The sequence below is a fragment of the Kribbella amoyensis genome (assembly GCF_007828865.1).
In the GTDB taxonomy this organism is placed as follows: Bacteria; Actinomycetota; Actinomycetes; order Propionibacteriales; family Kribbellaceae; genus Kribbella; species Kribbella amoyensis.
Genome location: NZ_VIVK01000001.1, coordinates 6,441,165 through 6,460,651 on the forward strand (window position 1 = coordinate 6,441,165; position 19,487 = coordinate 6,460,651).

The following is a 19,487-nucleotide window of genomic DNA, read 5'->3' on the forward strand; positions in this document are numbered from 1 at the left end:
GGCAGTTCAGTTCAGCGTGTAGGAGGTGTGGAAGAAGTTCGCCGGGTCGTACTTCTGCTTGACCGCGTGCAGCCTGCCGAGGTTGGCGCCGTAGTACGAGTTCACCGAACGGCCCGCCTCAACGTAGTTCACGTACCCGCCGGCCGAGGTCTTGGCGATCGCGCGGTGGCCGGAGCTGACGAAGTTCTGGGCCGCCCGCAGCGCCGCGGTCGACGGGGGCGTCGGCAGGCCCGCGTACCACTGGACGACACCGAGCGCGGACCGCCACGGCCAGGCCGAACCGCCGGGCGGTTCCTTCGCGGCCTGACCCCCGAGCGGATCGAGGATCGCGGAGCCCGCGACCTTCGCGCGGGCGGCCGCCTTCACGACACCGATCAGCGCCGTACCGGTCGTCGCGTCGAGTGGGCCACGCAGGACGTCGGAGCCGGCGAGGAATCCGGTCCGCGGACTCGTCGAGCCGCCGCCGAGGTACCGCACCGCCTCCATGTGGGTCTTCACGGTGACCGTTCGTCCGGTCGCCTTCGTCCCCGCGAGCGACTCCAGCTGGGCAGCGGCGGCCGCGGCCGAGCCGGTGGTGGAGACGCCGACCGCGTGGATCGACAGGGTGCCGTTGCTCTCCGCGGTGACGTGCAGGTTGGCCCAGGCGGTGTACGGCGCTTCCTTGGCGAACCGCTGCCAGCCTTGGAGGACCGCGGCCGCCTTCGACTCGGGCCAGCTCAATCGGAAGAAGCCGAGCTTGCCGGCGCCGATGGTGGCCAGCCGGAACGACGTGACGATGCCGAGGTTGCCGCCTCCTCCCCCGCGCAACGCCCAGTACAGGTCGGCGTTCTGGGTCGGGCCGGCGGTACGGACCCCGCCGTCGGCGGTGACCACCTGCATCGACAGGATGCGGTCGCTGGTCAGCCCGTACGTCCGGGTGTGGATGCCCATCCCGCCACCGAGCGCGAGTCCCGCGACGCCGACGGTCGGGCACGTCCCGGTCGGCAGGGAGCGCCCGTACCGGTCGAGCGCCACGTGGACGTCGTACAGCTTGGCGCCGGCGCCGATCTGGACCGCGTTGTTCGCGTACGTGATGCCGCGGAGCGCGGTGACGTCGATGACGAGGCCGTTCGCGATCGTGGACGCGCCGACGTACGAGTGGCCGCCGCTTCTCGGTACGCAGACCAGCTTGTTGTTCCGGGCGAAGACGATGGCCTCACGGACGTCGTTCACCGAGGCGGCCCGGACCACGCCGGCCGGGTTCACCGAGTCGAAGCGCGGGTTGAAGAGCTGGTGCGACGCGGCGTACCCGGTGTCGCCCGGGCGATACAGCGTGCCGTCGAGACCACGGGAGAACCCGGCCCAATCCGGACCCGCCACAGCCAAGCTGCCGGCCGACGACTTGGTACTCGCGGGGTTGGTGGTGGAGCAGCCGGTGAGCGCGGTGGCGGCCAGTGCGCCACCGGCCTTCAGGACGGAACGGCGGTCAATGCGGCTCACGATCGACGAGCTCCTCACGCGCGGCGGACCTCATGGCCGCCAGAGGAGCAGGCGACCTACCCGTCATCATCTCCACCTGGAGAGTCGCCTGATGCACAAGCAGATCAAGGCCGTTCAACAGCTCTGTACCGATCCGGTGCGCCGCGATCGCGAGCTGCGTCGGCCACGGGTGGTACGCCACGTCGAACACGACCGGCGCGACCGCGGCGAAGTGCTCGGCCCACGGATCGACCGCACCACCCGGCACCGTGGAGACGCACAGGTCGAAGCCGCCGATCTGCTCGACCTGGCCGAAGTCCGCCACCGACGTCTTCAGGCCTAGCTCGGCCGCGAGATCGAGCAGTCGCTCCGCCTTCGCGACGGACCGGACCACCAGCGTGACCTCGCTGACCTGCATCCCGCGCAACGCGGCCAACGTGGACGCCGCCGTCGCGCCGCCGCCGAGGACGACCGCGCTCTCCGCCGCCGTGATCCCGCGCTCCGCGAACGCGGCAACCAGCCCCGGTACGTCGGTGTTGTGGACCGATCGGGAGCCGTCCGGCTCGAACAGCATCGTGTTCGCCGCACCGATCAGCTCGGCCACCGGGTCGACGGTGTCGGCCAGCTCCAACGCGACCCGCTTCAACGGCATCGTCAACGACAATCCGCGGACGTCGTCGCCGAGTGTGGCCAGGAAGTCGCGCAACTCGTCCTCGGCCACCTCGAACGCGTCGTACCGCCAGTCCAGCCCGAGCTCGGCGTACGCGGCGCGGTGCATCACCGGGGACAGCGAGTGCGCGATCGGGCTGCCCAGCACGGCGCAGCGGGTCATCAGCAGCGTCCCGGGTGCGCGGCGCACCACGCCTGCAGCTTCCTGACGTTGGCCTGGTGCTCGTCGGCCGTCGACGCGAACGCCGTCTCGCCGGTGTCCAGGTCCACCAGGGTGAAGTACAGCCAGTTGCCCTGCGCCGGGGCCAGCGCGGCACGCAGCGTGTCCTTGCCGGGCGAGTTGATCGGCGTCGGCGGCAGACCGCGGTACTTGTACGTGTTGTACGGCGAGTCGATGTTGCGCTGCTCGTCGCTGGTGAACACGCCACCGTCCTTGCCGACCACGTAGTGCACGGTGGAGTCCATCTGCAGCCGCATCTTGCGCTGCATCCGGTTGTAGATCACCCGCGCGACCTTCGGGTAGTCCTCGGCCCGGTTCGTCTCGGCCGAGATGATGCTGGCCACGATCACCGCCTGGTACGGATCCAGGCCCTTGCCCTGCGCGACCTGCGGCAGCCTCAGCTCCGCCTGGGTCCTGGCGAACTGGCCGGTCATCAGCTTGAGGATCGTGTACGCGGTGGCGCCCTTCGGCACGTCGTAGGTGCCCGGGTACAGGAAGCCCTCCGGGTTGTTCTTCGCGTACGAGGGCAGGCCGAGCGACCACGGCTTGGCCAGCGCCGCCTCGGCCGCGCCGGACGGCAGCTTCAACGCCTTGGACGCCTGCAACTGCCGGACCACGTCGGCCTTCGTCGACCCGGACACGAACCCGATCCGCTGCACCAGCACCGACTTGGCCGGGTCCAGCATCAGCGCCAGCGCCGCCTTCGCCGACATCTCCTTGCGCAGGGTGTACGTCGCGGCCTGGATCGAGCGGCTCTTCGGCTCGTCCCGGGCGGCCCGCTCGAACGCCTTGGCGGACTTCACCACGCCCTTCTTCTCCAGCGTGTCCGCGATCGACTGCGAGCTCTGGCCCTTGCTGATCTCGACCGTGACCGCGGTGGTGCCGTCACCGGTGAAGTCGGGCGCGGAGAACAACTGCTCCAGGTAGTCGCGGCCCTTGCCGTAGCCGATCACCAGGCCGGCCACCAGCGCCCCGACGACGAGCAGCGAGACCAGGCCGGCGAAACATCCCAGTCCGCGCCGCGCCCGCGCCTTCCGGCGGTTCGCCCGCCGTTCGGTCCGGCTGGCCGGCCGCAGGCCGAGGTGCGAATTGAGGTCGTCGCCCTCGTCGATCTGGTCGTCCACCGATGTTCCGTTCACAGGGGCCTCCCGGGTGGGTTGCCGGTCTCCCGCTCGAAGTCCAGCGCGTGTTGCAGAATCACGACCGCCGCGGCCTGGTCGACCACGGCCCGTCGCTTGGAGCCCTTCTTTCCCCGTTCCCGCAGCATCCGTTCGGCGGTCACGGTGGTGAACCGTTCGTCCACCAGCCGGATCGCCAGGTCCGGGCTGTTCACCCGGACCTTCTCCTGGACCAGCTCCGCCGTCTGGCGGATCCGGGCCGCCGCCGGGCCCTCCCCTCCGTTCAACGAACGAGGAAGCCCGACGACGATCTCGAAAGCTTCGAGATCGGCTACGAGCGTAACGATTCGGTCAAGGTCCCCGGCACCCCGCCGGACCGTTTCGACCGGAGTCGCGAGGATCCCGTGCGGATCACTGCTCGCGACTCCGATCCGGGCATCGCCGATGTCCAGAGCCACCCGCACTCCGCGCCGCATCAGCGCCCCATCTCCACCCGGTCAGCCGGTGACGAGCTGACCGACGTGGTGTTCAACCGCGGACAGCGCGGCGTCGGCACCGGCCGCGTCGGTCCCGCCACCCTGCGCGACGTCGTCCTTGCCGCCGCCCCGGCCGCCGAGCTGCTCGGCCGCGATCCGGACCAGGTCGCCGGCCTTCAGCCGCCATTCCCGGGCCGTGTCGTTCAGCGCGACCACGACGCCGGGCTTGCCGTCGTTGACGCTCAGGACCGCGACCACGGCCGGCTTGTCCGCCGCCATCCGGCCGCGGATGTCGAGGGCCAGCTTGCGCAGGTCGCCGCCGTTCACGCCGTCGGGCGCGCGGTGGCCGACGTACGCGACCCCGAAGACGTCCTTCGGCTCCGCCGCCAGCTGGGCCGCGGCGGCCAGGACCTGACCGGCCCGGACCTTCTCCAGCTCCTTCTCGGCCGCCCGCAGCCGCTCGGACAGGTCGGCGACCTTCGCGGGCAGCTCCTCCGGCCGGGTCTTCAGGTTCTCGCTGAGCAGCCGGACCAGCGCGCGCTCCTTGCCCAGGTACCGCAGGGCGTCCATCCCGACGAACGCCTCCAGCCGGCGCACCCCGGCGCCGACCGACGACTCACTCGTGACGGTCAGCGCGCCGACCTGGGACGAGTGCTTCACATGCGTGCCACCGCAGAGCTCACGCGACCAGGGGCCGCCGATCTCGACGACGCGCACGGTCTCGTCGTACGTCTCGCCGAACAGCGCCAGCGCGCCCCAGTCCCGGGCCTCCGGGAGCGTCATGTACTGCGCGGAGACCGGCAGGTCCTGGCGCACCGCGAGGTTCGCGACCTCTTCGATCTCGCTGCGGGTGGCCTGGTCCAGCGAGGACGACCACGCGAAGTCGAGCCGCAGGTAGCCGGGCTTGTTGTACGAACCGCTCTGCAGGGCGTTCGGGCCGAGCACCTGGCGTAGCGCCGCGTGCACGACGTGCGTCCCGGAGTGCGCCTGGCAGGCCGAGACCCGCCACTCGTGGTCGACCTGCGCGTGCACGTCGAGCCCCGGCCGGACGGTGCCCTCGAGCACCTTGACCTTGTGCACGATCAGGCCCTTGACCGGTCGCTGCACGTCCAGCACCTGCAGCTTCGCGCCGTCGGCGACGATCAGGCCCTCGTCCGCGATCTGGCCACCGGACTCGGCGTAGAACGGGGTCTTCTCCAGCACGACCTCGACGGTCTCGCCCTGCTCGGCGGCCGCCGCGACCGCGCCGTCGCGCAAGACACCGCGGACCTGCGAATCGGTGGCGAGCTCGGAGTACCCGGTGAACTCGGTGCTGCCCTTCTCCCGCAGCTCGCGGTAGCCGGACGTGTCCGCGTGGCCCATCTTCTTGGCCCGCGCGTCGGCCTTGGCCCGCTCGCGCTGCTCGGTCATCAGGGTGCGGAAGCCGTCGGTGTCGACCTGCAGCCCCTGCTCGGCCGCCATCTCGACGGTGAGGTCGATCGGGAAGCCGTAGGTGTCGTGCAGCTGGAACGCCTTCGCGCCGGCCAGCTGCGCGCCGCCCTCGGACTTGGTCTGCCGCACCGCCACGTCGAAGATGCTGGTGCCGGCCGTCAGGGTGCGCCGGAACGCGTCCTCCTCGGCGTACGCGACCTGGCTGATCCGGCCGAAGTCCTGCTCCAGCTCGGGGTACGACTTCTTCATCTGCTCCAGCGTGGTCGGCAGCAGCTCGACCAGCGCGGGGTCCTCGTACCCGAGCAGGCGCATCGAGCGGATCGCCCGGCGGAGCAGCCGGCGCAGGACGTACCCGCCCTGCTCGTTGCCCGGGGTGACGCCGTCGCCGATCAGCATCAGCGCGCTGCGGACGTGATCGGCGATGACCCGGAACCGGACGTCGTCGGTCTGGTCGCTGCCGTACTTGCGGCCGCTCAGCTCCGACGCCTTCTCGATCACCGGGTAGATCTCGTCGATCTCGTACATGTTGTCGACGCCCTGCAGCAGGAACGCGACGCGCTCGAGGCCGAGACCGGTGTCGATGTTCTTCTTCGGCAGCTCACCGAGGATCGGGTAGCCCTCCTTGCCGCCACCCTCGCCGCGGATGTTCTGCATGAAGACCAGGTTCCAGAACTCCAGGTAGCGGTCGCCCGCCTCCCAGTCCCGGTCCGCGCCGAACTCCGGGCCCCGGTCGATCAGGATCTCCGAGCACGGTCCGCACGGACCGGGGATCCCCATCGACCAGAAGTTGTCCTTCATCCCGAGCCGCACGATCCGGTCGTCGGGCAGGCCGGCGATCCGCTTCCACAGCTCGATCGCCTCGTCGTCCTCGTAGTACACCGAGGCGTACAGGACCGACTCGTCGAAGCCGTACCCGCCCTCGCTCTGCGGCTTGGTGACCAGGTCCCAGGCGTACTCGATCGCCTTGTCCTTGAAGTAGTCGCCGAACGAGAAGTTGCCGTTCATCTGGAAGAACGTGCCGTGCCGGGTGGTCTTGCCGACCTCTTCGATGTCGAGGGTGCGGACACACTTCTGCACGCTGGTCGCCCGCGGGTACGGCGGGGTCTGCTGGCCGACGAAGTACGGCACGAACTGGGCCATCCCGGCCACGTTGAAGAGCAGGTTCGGGTCCGGCGACGGCAGAGGCGCGCTTGGGACCACCGTGTGGCCGCGGTCCTCGAAGTACTGCAGGAACCGCCGCCTGATCTCACTGGTTTCCATGGGTGTTACCGGTCGTCCTCACGATCGTTTGCTGCTTCTGTGTCGATGCCGAGCGCGGTTCTGAGCTCCGTCTCCCGCTCGGCCATGCCGGCCCGGACCTCGTCACCGAAGTGCCGGATCGCCGCGGCGACCTTCTCCGCCGAGGCCTGCACACTCTCCGGTGCGAGCACCTGGGCCCGCTTCTTCAACCGGGTCACGGCGTAGACGCCGACCGCGGTACCGATGACGAACCAGAGGATCCGCCTGATCACAGGTCACCCCGCTTGCGGGCCTTGCGCTCGGCCTTCATCTCGTCCTTCACCCGGCGGGACACGTCCCGGCGCTGGCTCTCGCCGAGCGCCCGGCGCACGCCGTACGTGAACGCGGCCGCCTTCACCAGCGGACCACCCGCGGTCGCCGCGAACAAGGACGCCAGCGCCGCCGCGTTGGTGGTCACGGTGGTCGCGTTGTCGGTGATGGTGTCCACCTTCGCCAACTGCGCGTTGGTCGTCGACACGGTCTCGGTCACCTCGCCGAGCAGCGGGATACTGGAGTCGGAGACGCCCTTGACCATGATCCGGGTCTCGTCCAGCACCTTGCCCAGCTTCAGGATCGGATAGGCCAGCAGGCCTACCAGGATGAGCAGCGCGCAGGCCGCTATCAGCCCCGCGACTTCACCGACGCTCATGGAAACGATCCACCTTCCCGTTGCGACCTCGTGGACCGCACGACCCTATCGCGCGCCCTTACCAGGCCCAGCTTCAGGACACCATCCCCCACATCACAGTCCCTCACCAAGTCGAACCACCGGCCTCACCCTGAGTACTCGTGATCCGTGGTCCGGTTCAGTCCCGGTCGCGGAGGATCTTGCGGAGAGCGTCCACGCGATCGGCGTACGACGCCTCGCCACCGCGCCGGGTCGGCCGGTAGTAGTCGGTCCGGTCCACGACGTCGGGCGCGTACTGCTGCGGGACGACGCCGCGCGGATCGTTGTGCGAGTACTGGTAGGTCGATCCGTGGCCGATCTTCTTCGCGCCGGCGTAGTGGGCGTCGCGCAGATGCGGTGGAACCGGGCCGACCTTGCCCGCCTTCACGTCGGCGATGGCGGCGTCGATCGCGGTGATGACGGCGTTCGACTTCGGCGCCAGGGCGAGTGCGACGACGGCCTGCGCGAGGTTGATCCGGGCCTCCGGCATCCCGATGAACTGCACCGCCTCGGCCGCGGCCACCGCGACCCCGAGTGCGGTCGGGTCCCCCATCCCGATGTCCTCGCTGGCCGAGATGACGAGCCGGCGAGCGATGAACCGCGGATCCTCCCCCGCCTCGATCATCCTTGCCAGGTAGTGCATCGCCGCGTCGACATCCGAACCGCGGATCGACTTGATCAACGCGGATGCGACGTCGTAGTGCTGATCCCCGGCCCGGTCGTACCGAACGGCCGCTCGGTCGACCGCGGTCTCTAGCGTCTTCAGGTCGATCTCGGCCGGGCCGTCGCCGTCCTCGGTGAGCTTTGCCTTCGCACCACCGGCCGCGGCCTCGAGATACGTCAGCGCCCGGCGCGCGTCCCCACCGGCCATCCGGAGCAGGTGATCCTTGGCGTCCGGGGCGAGCGCGAACTCCCCCGCGAGGCCGCGTTCGTCGGCGAGCGCGCGGTCGAGCAGTACGGCGATGTCGTCGTCGGTGAGCGACTCCAGCGTCAGCAGGAGGGATCGCGAGAGCAACGGGGAGATCACCGAGAAGAACGGATTCTCGGTGGTGGCGGCGACGAGGGTGACCCAGCGATTCTCGACCCCGGGGAGCAATGCGTCCTGCTGCGCCTTGGTGAAGCGGTGCACCTCGTCGATGAACAGCACGGTCTCGCTCGTCCCGCCCGACCGGTTGAGCGCGTGCCGTGCCCCGTCGATCACCTGGCGTACGTCCTTGACGCCGGCGGTGACGGCGGAGAGCTCGACGAACTTGCGGTTGGTCTGATGCGAGACGACGGCCGCGATCGTGGTCTTGCCGGTCCCGGGAGGCCCCCAGAGCAACAGGGACATCGGCTGATCACCCTCTACCAACCGGCGCAACGGAGATCCAGGAGCCAGCAGGTGCTGCTGGCCGACCAGCTCGTCGAGGCTCCGGGGCCGCATCCGCACCGCCAACGGAGCGGCGGTGTGGTCCATGTCGGCCAAGCTCCCGCCCCCACGAGCAGGAGCGGATGCCCCAGGAAGATCGAACAAGCCTTCGGTCACAGCTAGAGCCTACCTACGAACGCCGACATCTCCTTTGCGGAGGTGCAGGGGCCCTCGTGGCCGTCTGCCTCAACAGGCAACGACCTGCGGCCTGGTCGAGCCCTGGGAATGGGATGCCCTTGTGGGTAAGGGATCCTGTGGATAGCGGATTTGCCGGGGTTCGGTTCTGGATCTACAGTCGAACACATGTTCGATGGAGATGTTGCCGAGCTCGACGCGACCGAGGTGCTTGCCTCGGCCGCGGAGCACCGTGCCGAACGGGATCGGATCGAGGCACGTCTCCTTCTGCACGCTCAGCACTTCGCCGATCTCCACGCTGTGGACGGTCTGCCTGGTGGAGATGGTCGTGGTGGTCGAGAGCGAGGGGTTGTGTACGGCGGGGCAGGGTGTCCGGCGATCGCGGAGTTCGCACCTGCCGAGTTCGGTGCGCTGCTCGGGACGTCGGCGGGGTCGGCGGCGGCGTACATCGGGCAGGCCTTGGCATTGCGGCATCGGTTGCCGCGGATCTGGGCCACTGTGCTCGCCGGCGAGGCGACACCGTGGAAGGCCTGCAAGGTCGCGACTGCTTGCCTGGAGTTGTCCGAGGAGGCCGCCGCGATCGTCGACGAGAATGTATGTGGGCTGCTCGACACCATCACCCCGATCCGGCTGGGCAAGATCGTCACGGCCGCTCGGTATCAGGCCGATCAGGACGCGGCCCGGTCCGCGGCGGAACGGAAAGCTCGTGAGCGGGGTGTGTATGTGGGGCGGGTGGATGATCACGGGACCAAGTCGGTCTGGATTCTCGCCGCGACCGGTGACGTGCTGCGGTTCGATGCGACCATCGACGCACTCGCGGAAGCTTTGAAAACCCTCGGGGATCCGGATCCGCTGCGGCTTCGACGCGCGCGGGCGTTGGGCATTCTCGCCGATCCTGCGCATGCCCAAGCCATCTTGAACGCCGGTCGCACTGGGATCGTGGGGCAGGCGGCGCCTGCTGATCCGACTGTCGCTGCTTCCGTGCCTGCTTCTGGTCGGGCTGCGTCCGGGCATCCGACCGGGTCGCAGGGCGGCGTTGGCGAGCCCGGTCTGGGCGGAGTGGATGCGGCGCGGGCTGATCGTCCTCGGCTTGAGCTTGTCCCGCCCGACTTGGCGCCTCCGCCGTCGGTGGGGCCGGACGCCGTGGAAGCGGGCGCGGTGGAAGCGGGCGCCGCCGTTGGGGCATCGGCCGCGAGCGAGGCAGAGGTGGAGCCGTGGGACACCTCGGCCGATCCTGAGCAGACGCCGGTGGACTCTGGCTCTCCCACGCGCCAGTTCGTCAACGGTGACCTGGCTCAGCTCGACGGGGTCGCCGGCTCGCGCACCAGCCGCACGATGGTCTACGTGCACCTCACCGACCACACCCTGGCGACCGGTTCCGGCGTCGCTCGGGTCGAAGGCTGCGGGCCGCTTCTCGCCGCGCAGTTGACCGAGTTGATCGGCCACCGCCCCTACTCGGTCCGGCCGGTGATCGACCTCAACGACAAGATCAGCGTCGATTCCTATGAGATTCCCCGGCGCTTGCGGGAACAGCTCAAGCTGATTCACCCCGTCGAGCAGTTCCCTTACGGGACCGCGGAGACAACCCTGGCGACCGATCTCGATCACGTTCAGCCGTACGACCCAAACGGTCCACCGGGTCAGACCAGCACGACCAGCCTCATCCCGCTACGGCGCTTCAGCCATCGGGTCAAAACCCACGGCCAGTGGACGGTCGATCGCGCGACCGATGGTGCCTTGGAATGGACGAGCCCTCACGGCTTCACCTTCCAGGTCGATCACACCGGCACGCACCGCCGTCCGGGTTTGCCCAGCGGAACCGATCCTCGCCCGGGTTGAGACCGGGCGAGGCGGCGGACATTCCTGCTGACCGGGGACGCCGGTCAGCAGGGCAGCCAGGTGGGGCTTTACTTCTTGCCTCGCTCGTCCTTGTCCGCGTCGTCGTCCGCGTCGGCATCCGTGTCGTCGTCGGCGTCCCCGCGGAGTTCTTCCGGCAGGTCTTCGTCGTCGTCGAGGTCGCGGAGTTCTTCGGGGATGTCGTCCTCGGCGAGTTCGACCGGCTCGTCGTCCTCGACCGTCACGAGTTCCTCGCCCTTGATCGCGTTGCGCAGCCGGCCGAGGATCCGGTCCGCCTCGGTGCCGAACGGGTTGTCGTTGACCAGGTAGGTCCAGGTCGCCGTCGGGCGCGGTACACCGGACGCCTCCTCGTCCAGCCCCTCCGCACCGATCTCCGCCTCGTCGAAGGTTTCCTTCGCGTCCTTCCAGGCGTCGTCGATGAGCGTGTTGAAGGAGGCGATCGCGACCTTGTTGAACTCGTCGATCGGCTTCTGGTGCACGATGCCGCCGGCCAGCGACCGCAGGTGGATCCCCTCGCGCAGATCGGCGAGATACGCCAGGTGGTCAGTCCAGCGCCGGTCGAGGTGGTGCAGCGCGATCCGCCGGGCCGCGTCCTTCACCACGTCCTCGCCAACGGAGTCGACCAGTTCCTCGTACCGCTCCTTGGCCGTCTCCGCGAGCTTCTCCGCGGCAACGTCCTCGGCCAGGATCTTCTCCCGCGTCGACAGGACGATCGCGCGCTGCTGTTCGGTCAGGCGGCTGTACGACCAGGTGGTCCGCAGCAGCTCAGCGTTCGCGCCATCGGCAACGCGCTGAGCGTGTTCCAGCATCCCGAGCGCCTTGCGATCGGTCAGCCGGCCCTTGTCATCAGGCGACGGCCGCAGCCCCGAAGTGATCGAGTACCGCGTCACGAGCTCGTCGCCCAAGCTCGCGAAGAACAGCGACCCACCCGGGTCACCCTGACGCCCCGCGCGACCACGAAGCTGGTCGTCCAACCGCCGCGACGCGTGCAGCCCTGTACCGACTACGTACAGCCCACCCAGCTCGGCCGCCTTGTCCTTACCCTTCGAGCCGTCACGCCCACCCAGCCGGATGTCCGTACCCCGGCCGGCCATCTGCGTGGAGACAGTCACCGTCTCCGGCACACCAGCCTCGGCCACAATCCCGGCTTCCTCGGCGTCGTTCTTCGCATTCAGAACGACATGCCGAACCTCGGCCGCCTCGAGCAGATCGCTGAGCTGCTCGGACTCCTCCACGCTCTGCGTCCCGATCAGGATCGGCCGCCCGGTCTCGTGGATCTCCTGGATGTGCTCCACCAACGCGGTGTTCTTCTGCGCAACAGTCAGGTAGAGCCGATCCGGCTCGTCCACCCGGATGTTCGGCTTGTTCGGCGGCACCACGGCCACCTCGACGTCGTAGAACTCCTGCAGCTGCTCCCCGACGACAACAGCCGTACCCGTCATGCCGCACAGCTTCGGGTACCGCTTGATCAGCGCCTGCACCGTGATCGAGTCGAGCACCTCGCCGCTCTCGCTGACCGGCACGGCCTCCTTCGCCTCGACGGCGGCCTGCAGACCGTCGGGCCAGCGCTGCAGCTTCGCGATCCGGCCGCGGTTGTTGTTGATCAGGCTGACCTTGCCGTCGCGGACCAGGTAGTCGACGTCCTTGCGCAGCAGCACCTCCGCGTGCAGCGCGACGTTGACCTGGGTCATCTTCTCCAGGTTCTCGTCGGCGTACAGGTCGATACCGCCGAGGTGCTCCTCGACGAAGTCGGTGCCCTTGTCGGTCAGCGCGACGGTCCGGCCGTCACCGTCGATCTCGTAGTCGACGCCCGCGCGCAGGGTGCGGACCAGCTGGACCACGTCGTCGTCGATCTCCTCCGACCGGGTCGCGCCGGCCAGGACCAGCGGCACCCGTGCCTCGTCGATCAGGACCGAGTCCGCCTCGTCGACCAGGGCCACGTCCGGCTCGGCGGAGACGCGGTCGGCGGCGTCGCCGACCAGCCGGTCCCGCAGGACGTCGAAGCCGACCTCGCTCACCGGCGCGTAGCAGACCTCGGCCTGGTACGCCGCGCGCCGCTCCTCCGGCGTGGACGCCTGCCCGACGTGGGCGACGCTGACTCCGAGCAGGGCGTAGATCGGGCCCATCCACTCGGCGTCGCGCTGGGCCAGGTAGTCGTTCACCGCGAGCACGTGCACCTTGCGGCCGCCGATCGCGTACCCGGCGGCGGCGAACGCCCCGGCCAGGGTCTTGCCCTCACCGGTCGCCATCTCGACGATCCGGCCGCGCAGCAGGGCCAGCGCGCCGACGATCTGGCCGTCGAAGGCCCGCTCGTCGATGGCCCGCCGGCCGGCCTCCCGGGCGAGCGCGAGGAACTCGATCAGGTTGTCCTCGTCCAGCCCGTCGGTCGTGCGCATCTCGGCGACGACCTCGGTGAGCTCCTCGTCGCTGAGCGACTGGACGGACTCCTCCGCCTCGCCGACCGCGGTGGTCAGCTTCTCGTACGGTCCGAGGTCGATCGAGCCGGGTCGTTGGAGCAGCCGGCGGAAGCGTGAGGTGAGTTTCAGGCCCATGGTCTCCGCAACGTACAACGTCGCGTCCCGGTTCCGTACGCCGCCCCGCGGGTTACCGCCGGTGATCGGACGGCCGATGACCAACCAGGATGCCGACACCCCCGAGCGTCGATTGACAGTCGATAGGTTGCGAGCGATTCTCGATGGGTGATTTCGGAACATCGCGCCGTGTTCGCGCTCAGGGTCTTCCTCGTCGTGCTGTTCGGCGTCCTCGTCGTCTTCCAGACGCTGTCGCTGCCGGGCCAGTTCGCGCACTTGGCCGAGGAGTCGCCCGAGGACGCGTACCTGCGCTGGCCGGCGACCGCGGTGACGGTGTTCTGGGTGCTGTGCGTCCAGGTGGTGATCGTCTGCACCTGGAAGCTGCTCACCCTGGTGAAGGACGACCGCATCTTCACCGACGCCGCGATGAAGTGGGTGAACGGCATCGTCTGGGCGATCGGGGCCGCCTGGCTGGTCCTGCTCGGTGTCTTCCTCTTCGTCGGGTTCAAGGCATCGGATCCCGCCGGACCACTGCTGCTCTTCCTGCTCCTCACCGGCGTCACCGTCCTCGGGCTGCTGATGATCGTGATGCGCGCACTGCTGCGGCGGGCCACGACGCTGCACACCGACATGCAAGCGGTGATCTGATGCCGATCGTCGTACGCATCGACGTCGAGCTCGCCAAACGCAAGATGAGCGTCGGCGAGTTCGCCGAGAAGGTCGGCCTGACCCCGGCCAACGTCGCGGTCCTGAAGAACGGCCGGGCCAAGGCGGTCCGTTTCAGCACCCTCGAAGCCATGTGCCGCGTCCTCGACTGCCAACCCGGCGACCTCCTCGAATGGGTCGAGGACAGCTAGACCAACAGCGTGTACGGCGTAGTCGTCGTCACCGCATGCAGCCCCAGCTTCGCCAAGATCGGCCGCGAGTCCTCGGAAGCGTCCACCCGCAGATACGAGTACCCTCGCGCCTTCGCCAACCGAGCGCGGTGGACCAGGATCGCGGAGTACAACCCCTTCCGCCGCCACTCCGGCAACGTCCCGCCGCCCCACAACCCGGCGAACCCCGTTCCCGGATGGAACCGGATCCAGGCCGCCGTCAACGCGGGACCGTCGGGCCCCTTCAATGCCTCCTCGATCATCGTCACGATCAACCGATCCGGGAACATCCGCGCCTCGGCGGCCAGCTGCTCCTCGATCCGCTCCAGCCCGTTGTGCCACAAGGTGTCCATCAGCACCGCGATCCGATGAAAGTCGCCCGCCTCCGAGACGTCGCGCAACACCACCTTCGACGGCAGCACGACCGGCCGGCGCAGGATCACGTCGACCTCCCCGAGGATCAACGTCTCCGGCTCCCCCGCGACGAACCCGTGCCGCACCAGCCGATCGGCCAGGTCCGCCGGTTCGTCGTACGCGTACGTCTTCCACTCGAACGGCAGCCCCCGTTGACGAAAGAACTCGATCTGCGACGCGATCACCGCATCCGGATCGGTCCCAAGACCGCGCGGCGCCTCGACGAACCCACCCCCGCCGGGACCCTCGGCGTACGAGCGGTGGACGGGACCGTCGTGCTCCTGCTTCCAGCCCGGGATCGCGTCCGCGTCGGGCAGCCGGATCCGGCGATGGAAGAGGTCGAGCAGTTCCTCGGGCGTCATCCCCACATCGTCCTCCGGCCACCGGCTCACAGCGTTCGAGGGGTAGATGGCATGCGGCTCACCGTCTCCGTCGCCCTACCCGCCGGGCACAACAGCTGAATGTCTACCGTCCAGGTAGTAATACAGGCGGTCGCGGCCATTCGTCACGTGCCATGATCCTGGAGTGAACGCGACCGTTCGGTTGGTGAGTCGACTCCACGTCGACCTGATGCGTACCTGCAGCGCCGGCTGTTAGCCCGCGCACCCCTCACTCCCTTCCTTTCACAGCACCGTACGCCGAGCGTGCGGCGCTGCCCTCACCTGTCATCCCAGGAGTTCGTCATGCGCAAATCCCTTGCCCTGGCAGCCATACCCGCCCTCATCGTCTCCGCGGTCGCCGGTACGCCCGCGGTCGCGGAGACCCAGCAGGCGCCGGTCGACGTCGCCCTCGAGTGGTACGACGTCACCGCCGCCACCATCACCGCGGCCGGTGCGCCGACCCAGGTCACCAACAACCGCACCTGGGCGATCGGCTGGCTGGCCGCCGCCCGTGCCCTGACCGGTACGCCGAACAGTGACGCCGCGTTCGGCGACGCAGCGTTGTCCGGCGCGATCCACGAAACGCTCGTCACCCTGATCCCCGCGCGCAAGCCGGAGCTGGACCAGTCCCTCGCCGCGACCCTGGCCCGGATCCCGGACGGTACGGCCGAGACTGCGGGAGTCGCGGCAGGTCGCCGCGAGGCGAGGACGGTGCTGGCGGCCCGGACCGGCGACGGCCTCGATCCCGCCTCGGTGAACGCGCCCTTCACGCCGCCGTCGGCCGACCCGGGCATCTGGCGTCCGACCCCGCCAACCTTCAGCCCGGCCACGCAGTACGGGAACCGGCTGGCAAAGCCGTTCGTCCTCCAGCGCCCGGACCAGTTCCGGCTCGCGCCGCCGCCGAAGCTCGGCTCGCCTCGGTACAACCGTGACCTCGCCGAGGTCAAGGCCGATGGTGCCGCGAACAGCACGACGCGGACCCAGACGCAGACCGACACCGCCACCTTCTGGCTCGGTTCGTCGTACGTGCTCTACACCGCACCGCTGCGGGTGGCGGTGGATGAGGCTGCCCGGCGTCCGTTGTCCGAGCGGGCCAAGCTGGTCGCGTTGTTCCACGTCGCTTCGGTGGACACCCAGATCGCCACGTCGGACACGAAGTACGCGTACCTACGCTGGCGCCCCGTCACCGCGATCCAGGCCGCCGGTACGGCCGACTGGTCGCCGTTGCACAACACGCCCGCGCACCCGGATTACCCGAGCGGCCACAACACCTACTCGGGTGCGGCGGAGCAGGTGCTGACGACACTCGTCGGCGCGCGCACCGCCAAGCCGTACACGATCGGCAGCCCGTCGGCTCCCGGCGCGACCCGCACCTACAGCAACTGGCGCCAGCTGACTCTGGAGAACGTCGACGCCCGGGTCTGGTCCGGCATCCACACCCGAACGGCCGACACCGCCGGGGTCACTCTCGGCCGGCAGGTCGCTGCGTACGCACTGCAGAACGCGGACCGCTTGTTCCGATGAACCCTTGGTCCGGCGGGAGGAGGCGGAAACCTCCCGCCGAACCACGGGGGTCAGTCCAGCGTCCGGTTGAGCAGGTCGAAGAAGACGTTGCCGAGGACCAGGACGTAGTTCCCGGTCAGCAGCTTCGCCAGTTCGGCCACGTCGGTCGGCGTCCACGACCAGGCGTTGACTCCCCCGGCGATGAAGACCGGCGCGTCACCCGTCCAGTCCTTCGTGTGGGCGTCGAGCGCGGCCTTGTACTCGGCGGCCTTCCCGGGCGGGGAGAAGTTGCCGATGATCGGCAGGCCGCCCCGGCGGACCAGCAGGTCCCCGCCTTCCCAGGACTGGATGATGCCGCGCGACGGGGTGTTCTCGGCGTACGAGCGGCCGAGCTCCTCCGAGAACGGCACCCACTTGTCGTTCTCCCGGTGGTTGTACGCGTAGACCAGATCCATCCCGGTCTGCCGCATGAACCGGCCCGACAACTCCATGTACCGATCGACCTGGTCGGCCGGCCACGCCCCCGGGTAGCTGTACCCGGCACCGGACGGACCGCAGATCAGCAGGTCGTTCGGCGTCGCCGTGCGCTGGTAGTGGCCGAGGATCCCCGGACCGATCTCGGCGAGCAACGGACTCACCGTCCAGTTCACCGGCGCCTCACCGCGGCGCGGGTCGTCCCACAGGTCCCGCATGTGCCGCTGGCAGTACTGCACGTTGTCGCCCTCGCCGAAAGTCAGCGTCACGTAGATCTTGTTCTGCGGCTTCACCGGCGTGAACCGGCGGACCTTGTCGCTGATCGGCGCCGTCACTCCGGAGTGAACCGTGCCGTTCATGTAGAAGTCGGCCGGGATCACCTCGGACCCGCCCTGCGCGGCCAGGTCGACCCCGCTCCACTCACCCGCGACGTCGTTCGAGAACCAGCCCGCGTACGGCGTGGTCGGGGGCACCGCGTCGAAGTGGGCGGTGAGAAGCTCGCCGGTCGGCCCGTTCGGCGGCAGCCAGCTGACCAGGGACTTGGTCGCCACCACGTAGTCCCGGAAGTACGGGAACGGCTCGACCCGGGTCGGGGCCGTGTCGGTCACGCTGACCACGTACTGGTTCCACATCTCCACCGTGACGGTCAGCGAGGTGGTCCCGGCCGGCGGCGTGAACTTGTAGATGAAGTACCCGCCACCATCGCTGAACCGGTTGCCCTCGCCGCCGATCGACGAGTTCAGCCCGTCGAACAGGTACGGCTCCTCGGCCGCCGTCCCGGGCTTGAAGTTCGCCAGTTCGGCGCCGTTCGCCTTCACCAGGACCGATGCGACCGACGCACCCCACCCGTCGTCGCGGAACGAGTCCGCGAACCGGACGTACACGTCCTCCGCACCGAGCGCGGGCGAGACGTCGAGGGTGTAGGTGTCCCGGTTCGACGAGTCCCGGATCTGCCGGGTCTCGCGGGCGATCTCGGTCCAGGTGATGTTCTCGGCCTGGACCACCATCGTCGGCGGCAGACCCGCCAGCAGCTTGTGCGAACACCGCGGGAACAGGTTGTCCAGCTGCCAGCGGTACGTCTTGACCCGGTCCTCGTCGAAGACACCACGCAGGTCCTTGACGATCCGCAGTCCGTGCGCGCTCGCCTGCTCCGCGGTCGCGACCACCGCGTTCTCCAGGCCCGCCAGCGTCGTCGCGACGTTGAGCGAGTCCGGGATCGCCGGGTCGTGGACGATCGCCCCACGGATCCGGCTCTTGTACCGCGCGACCAGCTCGAGCGGATCGGCGTACCGGGTCGTCGGCAGGCCGGTGTTGCGCAGCCACCGGGCGTCGGGGCCGTCCGGGCCGCCCGGGTTGAAGAGGAAGTACAGCTCGGGCCGGGTGCGGTTCACCACACCCTGCAGGGTGGTGAGCAGCGTCTGGTCGCCGCCGCTCAGCTTGCTCACATCGCCGTAGTGCAACCGCCGGGGCCGCTCGAAGGCCGGCAGCAACCGCTGCCCGGCCGGGGCCGCGCCCGCACTGCTCACCTGTCCGGAGGCAGCGGCCGCGGTGGTCTGGAACCAGCCCATCCCACCTGCCGCCACCACGCCGGAACCCGCCAGGAACGTTCGTCTCGACACCATCGTGACCACTCCCCTGTCGCTGACATCGCTGTCAAATGACGGTGAGGCTAATCCCGGTCACACCCCGTGTAAATAGCTCAGACAACGTTGTCCGCGAGCAATCTGGAATCGTTTCCGTCCGGCCTGGTCCGGCCGGTCACCAGGCGTCGTGCAACATCCGGGTCGCCTCGGCCAGCGAAAGGTGCGCCCGCCGCGCCGCCCGGGCCAAGGCGTCCGCGGCGGCCAGCGTCGCCTCGTCGTCGGTCTCGCTCCGGGCCGCGCGGACGAACGTTCCGTTCCGGCCGCGGGTCTCGATCAGCCGTTCGGCCTCGAGCTCCTTGTAGGTCCGAGCGACCGTGTTGACCGCGAGCCCGAGCTCACCGGCCAGTTGCCGCACTGTCGGCAAGCGCGTCCCCCGGGCCAGCTCCCCACTCCGGATCAGCTGCTCGATCTGCGTCGCCACCTGCTCGTACGGCGGCTGCGCGGCCGCCGGATCCACGTTGATGTCCATCACGCCACACTGTAGGGCGCCCCCGGGACCCGCCTAGGCGAAGTCCTCCGCGGCATACGGCTTCTGCTCGACCAGGACCAGCCAGTTGCCGGCGTTGTCGCGCAGTACCGCCTCCACGCCGTACGGGCGGTCGGACGGCTCCTGGATGTACTCGACACCCTTCGCGACCAGTTCGTCGAAGGTCTTGCGGCAGTCGTCGGTGGCCAGGCCGACTCCGTGCATCGTGCCCTTGGCCATGATCCGGCGGATCGCGCCGGCCGACTCCTCGTCCATCGGCGGCCCGGGCAGCATCAGCGCGAGCCGGAGCTCCGGGTGCTCGGGCTGGTAGACCGTGCACCAGCGGAAGTCCGGGCCGACGGTGATGTCCTCCGCGAGCTTGAACCCGAGTTTCTCGGTGTAGAAGGCCTTCGACGCGTCGATGTCCGTCACGTAGACGGTGACCAGGCTGACGTTGGTGATCACGGTTCCTCCTTCGTGGCTT

Annotated in this window: 17 protein-coding genes; 4 read left to right on the forward strand and 13 right to left on the reverse strand. The window is 69.2% G+C overall.

The genetic code is table 11. The features are described from left to right. Positions 1 to 6: 6 nt before the first annotated feature. The 8 genes from FB561_RS29950 to FB561_RS29985 all read right to left on the reverse strand — a co-directional run bounded on the left by FB561_RS29950 (position 7) and on the right by FB561_RS29985 (position 8,842). A complete protein-coding gene (locus FB561_RS29950; RefSeq protein WP_145812526.1) occupies positions 7 to 1,479 on the reverse strand; it encodes an FAD-binding oxidoreductase in 1,473 nt (490 codons plus the stop codon). Beyond that, a complete protein-coding gene (locus tag FB561_RS29955) occupies positions 1,466 to 2,320 on the reverse strand; it encodes a shikimate dehydrogenase (RefSeq protein WP_238335127.1) in 855 nt (284 codons plus the stop codon). The genes FB561_RS29950 and FB561_RS29955 overlap by 14 nt, the downstream gene beginning before the upstream one ends. Further along, positions 2,290 to 3,486, reverse strand: coding sequence for an endolytic transglycosylase MltG (gene mltG / locus FB561_RS29960; RefSeq protein WP_145812528.1), 1,197 nt, complete (start codon positions 3,484 to 3,486; stop codon positions 2,290 to 2,292). The genes FB561_RS29955 and mltG overlap by 31 nt, the downstream gene beginning before the upstream one ends. Beyond that, positions 3,483 to 3,941 carry a Holliday junction resolvase RuvX gene (gene ruvX, locus FB561_RS29965; protein WP_145812530.1) on the reverse strand — a complete coding sequence of 153 codons (459 nt, stop codon included), beginning with the start codon at positions 3,939 to 3,941 and terminating at the stop codon, positions 3,483 to 3,485. The genes mltG and ruvX overlap by 4 nt, the downstream gene beginning before the upstream one ends. 21 nt (positions 3,942 to 3,962) lie before the next feature. After that, positions 3,963 to 6,632, reverse strand: coding sequence for an alanine--tRNA ligase (gene alaS, locus FB561_RS29970; protein WP_145812532.1), 2,670 nt, complete (start codon positions 6,630 to 6,632; stop codon positions 3,963 to 3,965). 5 nt (positions 6,633 to 6,637) lie between these two features. After that, positions 6,638 to 6,883 (reverse strand): DUF6167 family protein, encoded by a 246-nt coding sequence (locus tag FB561_RS29975; protein ID WP_145812534.1) that lies wholly within the window; start codon positions 6,881 to 6,883, stop codon positions 6,638 to 6,640. Beyond that, positions 6,880 to 7,299 carry a DUF948 domain-containing protein gene (locus FB561_RS29980; RefSeq protein WP_145812536.1) on the reverse strand — a complete coding sequence of 140 codons (420 nt, stop codon included), beginning with the start codon at positions 7,297 to 7,299 and terminating at the stop codon, positions 6,880 to 6,882. Before FB561_RS29980 ends, FB561_RS29975 begins: the two co-directional genes overlap by 4 nt. 157 nt (positions 7,300 to 7,456) lie before the next feature. Continuing rightward, a complete protein-coding gene (locus tag FB561_RS29985; protein ID WP_202880780.1) occupies positions 7,457 to 8,842 on the reverse strand; it encodes a replication-associated recombination protein A in 1,386 nt (461 codons plus the stop codon). 186 nt (positions 8,843 to 9,028) lie between these two features. On the opposite strand from FB561_RS29985, the gene FB561_RS29990 reads away from it, so the two are divergent. Beyond that, a complete protein-coding gene (locus FB561_RS29990; protein ID WP_145812540.1) occupies positions 9,029 to 10,699 on the forward strand; it encodes a DUF222 domain-containing protein in 1,671 nt (556 codons plus the stop codon). Between the two features lie 68 nt (positions 10,700 to 10,767). On the opposite strand, the gene secA2 is transcribed toward FB561_RS29990, so the two are convergent. After that, the gene (secA2, locus tag FB561_RS29995; protein ID WP_145812542.1) at positions 10,768 to 13,269 is read right to left on the reverse strand and encodes an accessory Sec system translocase SecA2; all 2,502 of its coding nucleotides are present in this window, start codon (positions 13,267 to 13,269) and stop codon (positions 10,768 to 10,770) included. A gap of 168 nt (positions 13,270 to 13,437) precedes the next feature. Here secA2 and FB561_RS30000 point away from each other — a divergent pair, with 168 nt between their 5' ends. After that, complete coding sequence (locus tag FB561_RS30000) at positions 13,438 to 13,896, forward strand: DUF2975 domain-containing protein (RefSeq protein ID WP_238335128.1); 459 nt, start codon at positions 13,438 to 13,440, stop codon at positions 13,894 to 13,896. Next, positions 13,896 to 14,105: a helix-turn-helix domain-containing protein gene (locus FB561_RS30005; protein ID WP_145812544.1), complete on the forward strand. Its 210-nt coding sequence runs from the start codon at positions 13,896 to 13,898 to the stop codon at positions 14,103 to 14,105. Before FB561_RS30000 ends, FB561_RS30005 begins: the two co-directional genes overlap by 1 nt. On the opposite strand, the gene FB561_RS30010 is transcribed toward FB561_RS30005, so the two are convergent. Further along, a complete protein-coding gene (locus FB561_RS30010) occupies positions 14,102 to 14,899 on the reverse strand; it encodes a GNAT family N-acetyltransferase (protein WP_145812546.1) in 798 nt (265 codons plus the stop codon). The two genes, FB561_RS30005 and FB561_RS30010, sit on opposite strands and share 4 nt — an antisense overlap. A 321-nt stretch (positions 14,900 to 15,220) precedes the next feature. Between FB561_RS30010 and FB561_RS30015 the strand changes: the two genes are divergently transcribed. Then, positions 15,221 to 16,441, forward strand: coding sequence for a vanadium-dependent haloperoxidase (locus FB561_RS30015; protein WP_145812547.1), 1,221 nt, complete (start codon positions 15,221 to 15,223; stop codon positions 16,439 to 16,441). A 50-nt stretch (positions 16,442 to 16,491) separates the two neighbouring features. Here FB561_RS30015 and FB561_RS30020 read toward each other — a convergent pair whose 3' ends face one another. The 3 genes from FB561_RS30020 to FB561_RS30030 form a co-directional block, all read right to left on the reverse strand. Next, entirely contained in the window at positions 16,492 to 18,516 is a 2,025-nt protein-coding gene (locus tag FB561_RS30020) for a GxGYxYP domain-containing protein (protein WP_145812548.1), read from the reverse strand. A gap of 136 nt (positions 18,517 to 18,652) precedes the next feature. Beyond that, on the reverse strand, positions 18,653 to 19,006 hold the full coding sequence (locus tag FB561_RS30025) for a GntR family transcriptional regulator (RefSeq protein WP_145812549.1): 354 nt from the start codon (positions 19,004 to 19,006) through the stop codon (positions 18,653 to 18,655). Between the two features lie 33 nt (positions 19,007 to 19,039). Then, the gene (locus FB561_RS30030) at positions 19,040 to 19,468 is read right to left on the reverse strand and encodes a VOC family protein (protein ID WP_145812551.1); all 429 of its coding nucleotides are present in this window, start codon (positions 19,466 to 19,468) and stop codon (positions 19,040 to 19,042) included. Positions 19,469 to 19,487: the final 19 nt, after the last annotated feature.

Coding starts and splice junctions, on each gene's coding strand:
- ruvX (WP_145812530.1), bottom strand. CDS start 3,941: ATGCGGCGCGGAGTGCGGGTGGCTCTGGACATCGGCGATGCCCGGATC.
- alaS (WP_145812532.1), bottom strand. CDS start 6,632: ATGGAAACCAGTGAGATCAGGCGGCGGTTCCTGCAGTACTTCGAGGAC.
- FB561_RS29980 (WP_145812536.1), bottom strand. CDS start 7,299: ATGAGCGTCGGTGAAGTCGCGGGGCTGATAGCGGCCTGCGCGCTGCTC.
- FB561_RS29990 (WP_145812540.1), top strand. CDS start 9,029: ATGTTCGATGGAGATGTTGCCGAGCTCGACGCGACCGAGGTGCTTGCC.
- secA2 (WP_145812542.1), bottom strand. CDS start 13,269: ATGGGCCTGAAACTCACCTCACGCTTCCGCCGGCTGCTCCAACGACCC.
- FB561_RS30005 (WP_145812544.1), top strand. CDS start 13,896: ATGCCGATCGTCGTACGCATCGACGTCGAGCTCGCCAAACGCAAGATG.
- FB561_RS30010 (WP_145812546.1), bottom strand. CDS start 14,899: ATGACGCCCGAGGAACTGCTCGACCTCTTCCATCGCCGGATCCGGCTG.
- FB561_RS30015 (WP_145812547.1), top strand. CDS start 15,221: ATGCGCAAATCCCTTGCCCTGGCAGCCATACCCGCCCTCATCGTCTCC.
- FB561_RS30020 (WP_145812548.1), bottom strand. CDS start 18,516: ATGGTGTCGAGACGAACGTTCCTGGCGGGTTCCGGCGTGGTGGCGGCA.
- FB561_RS30025 (WP_145812549.1), bottom strand. CDS start 19,006: ATGGACATCAACGTGGATCCGGCGGCCGCGCAGCCGCCGTACGAGCAG.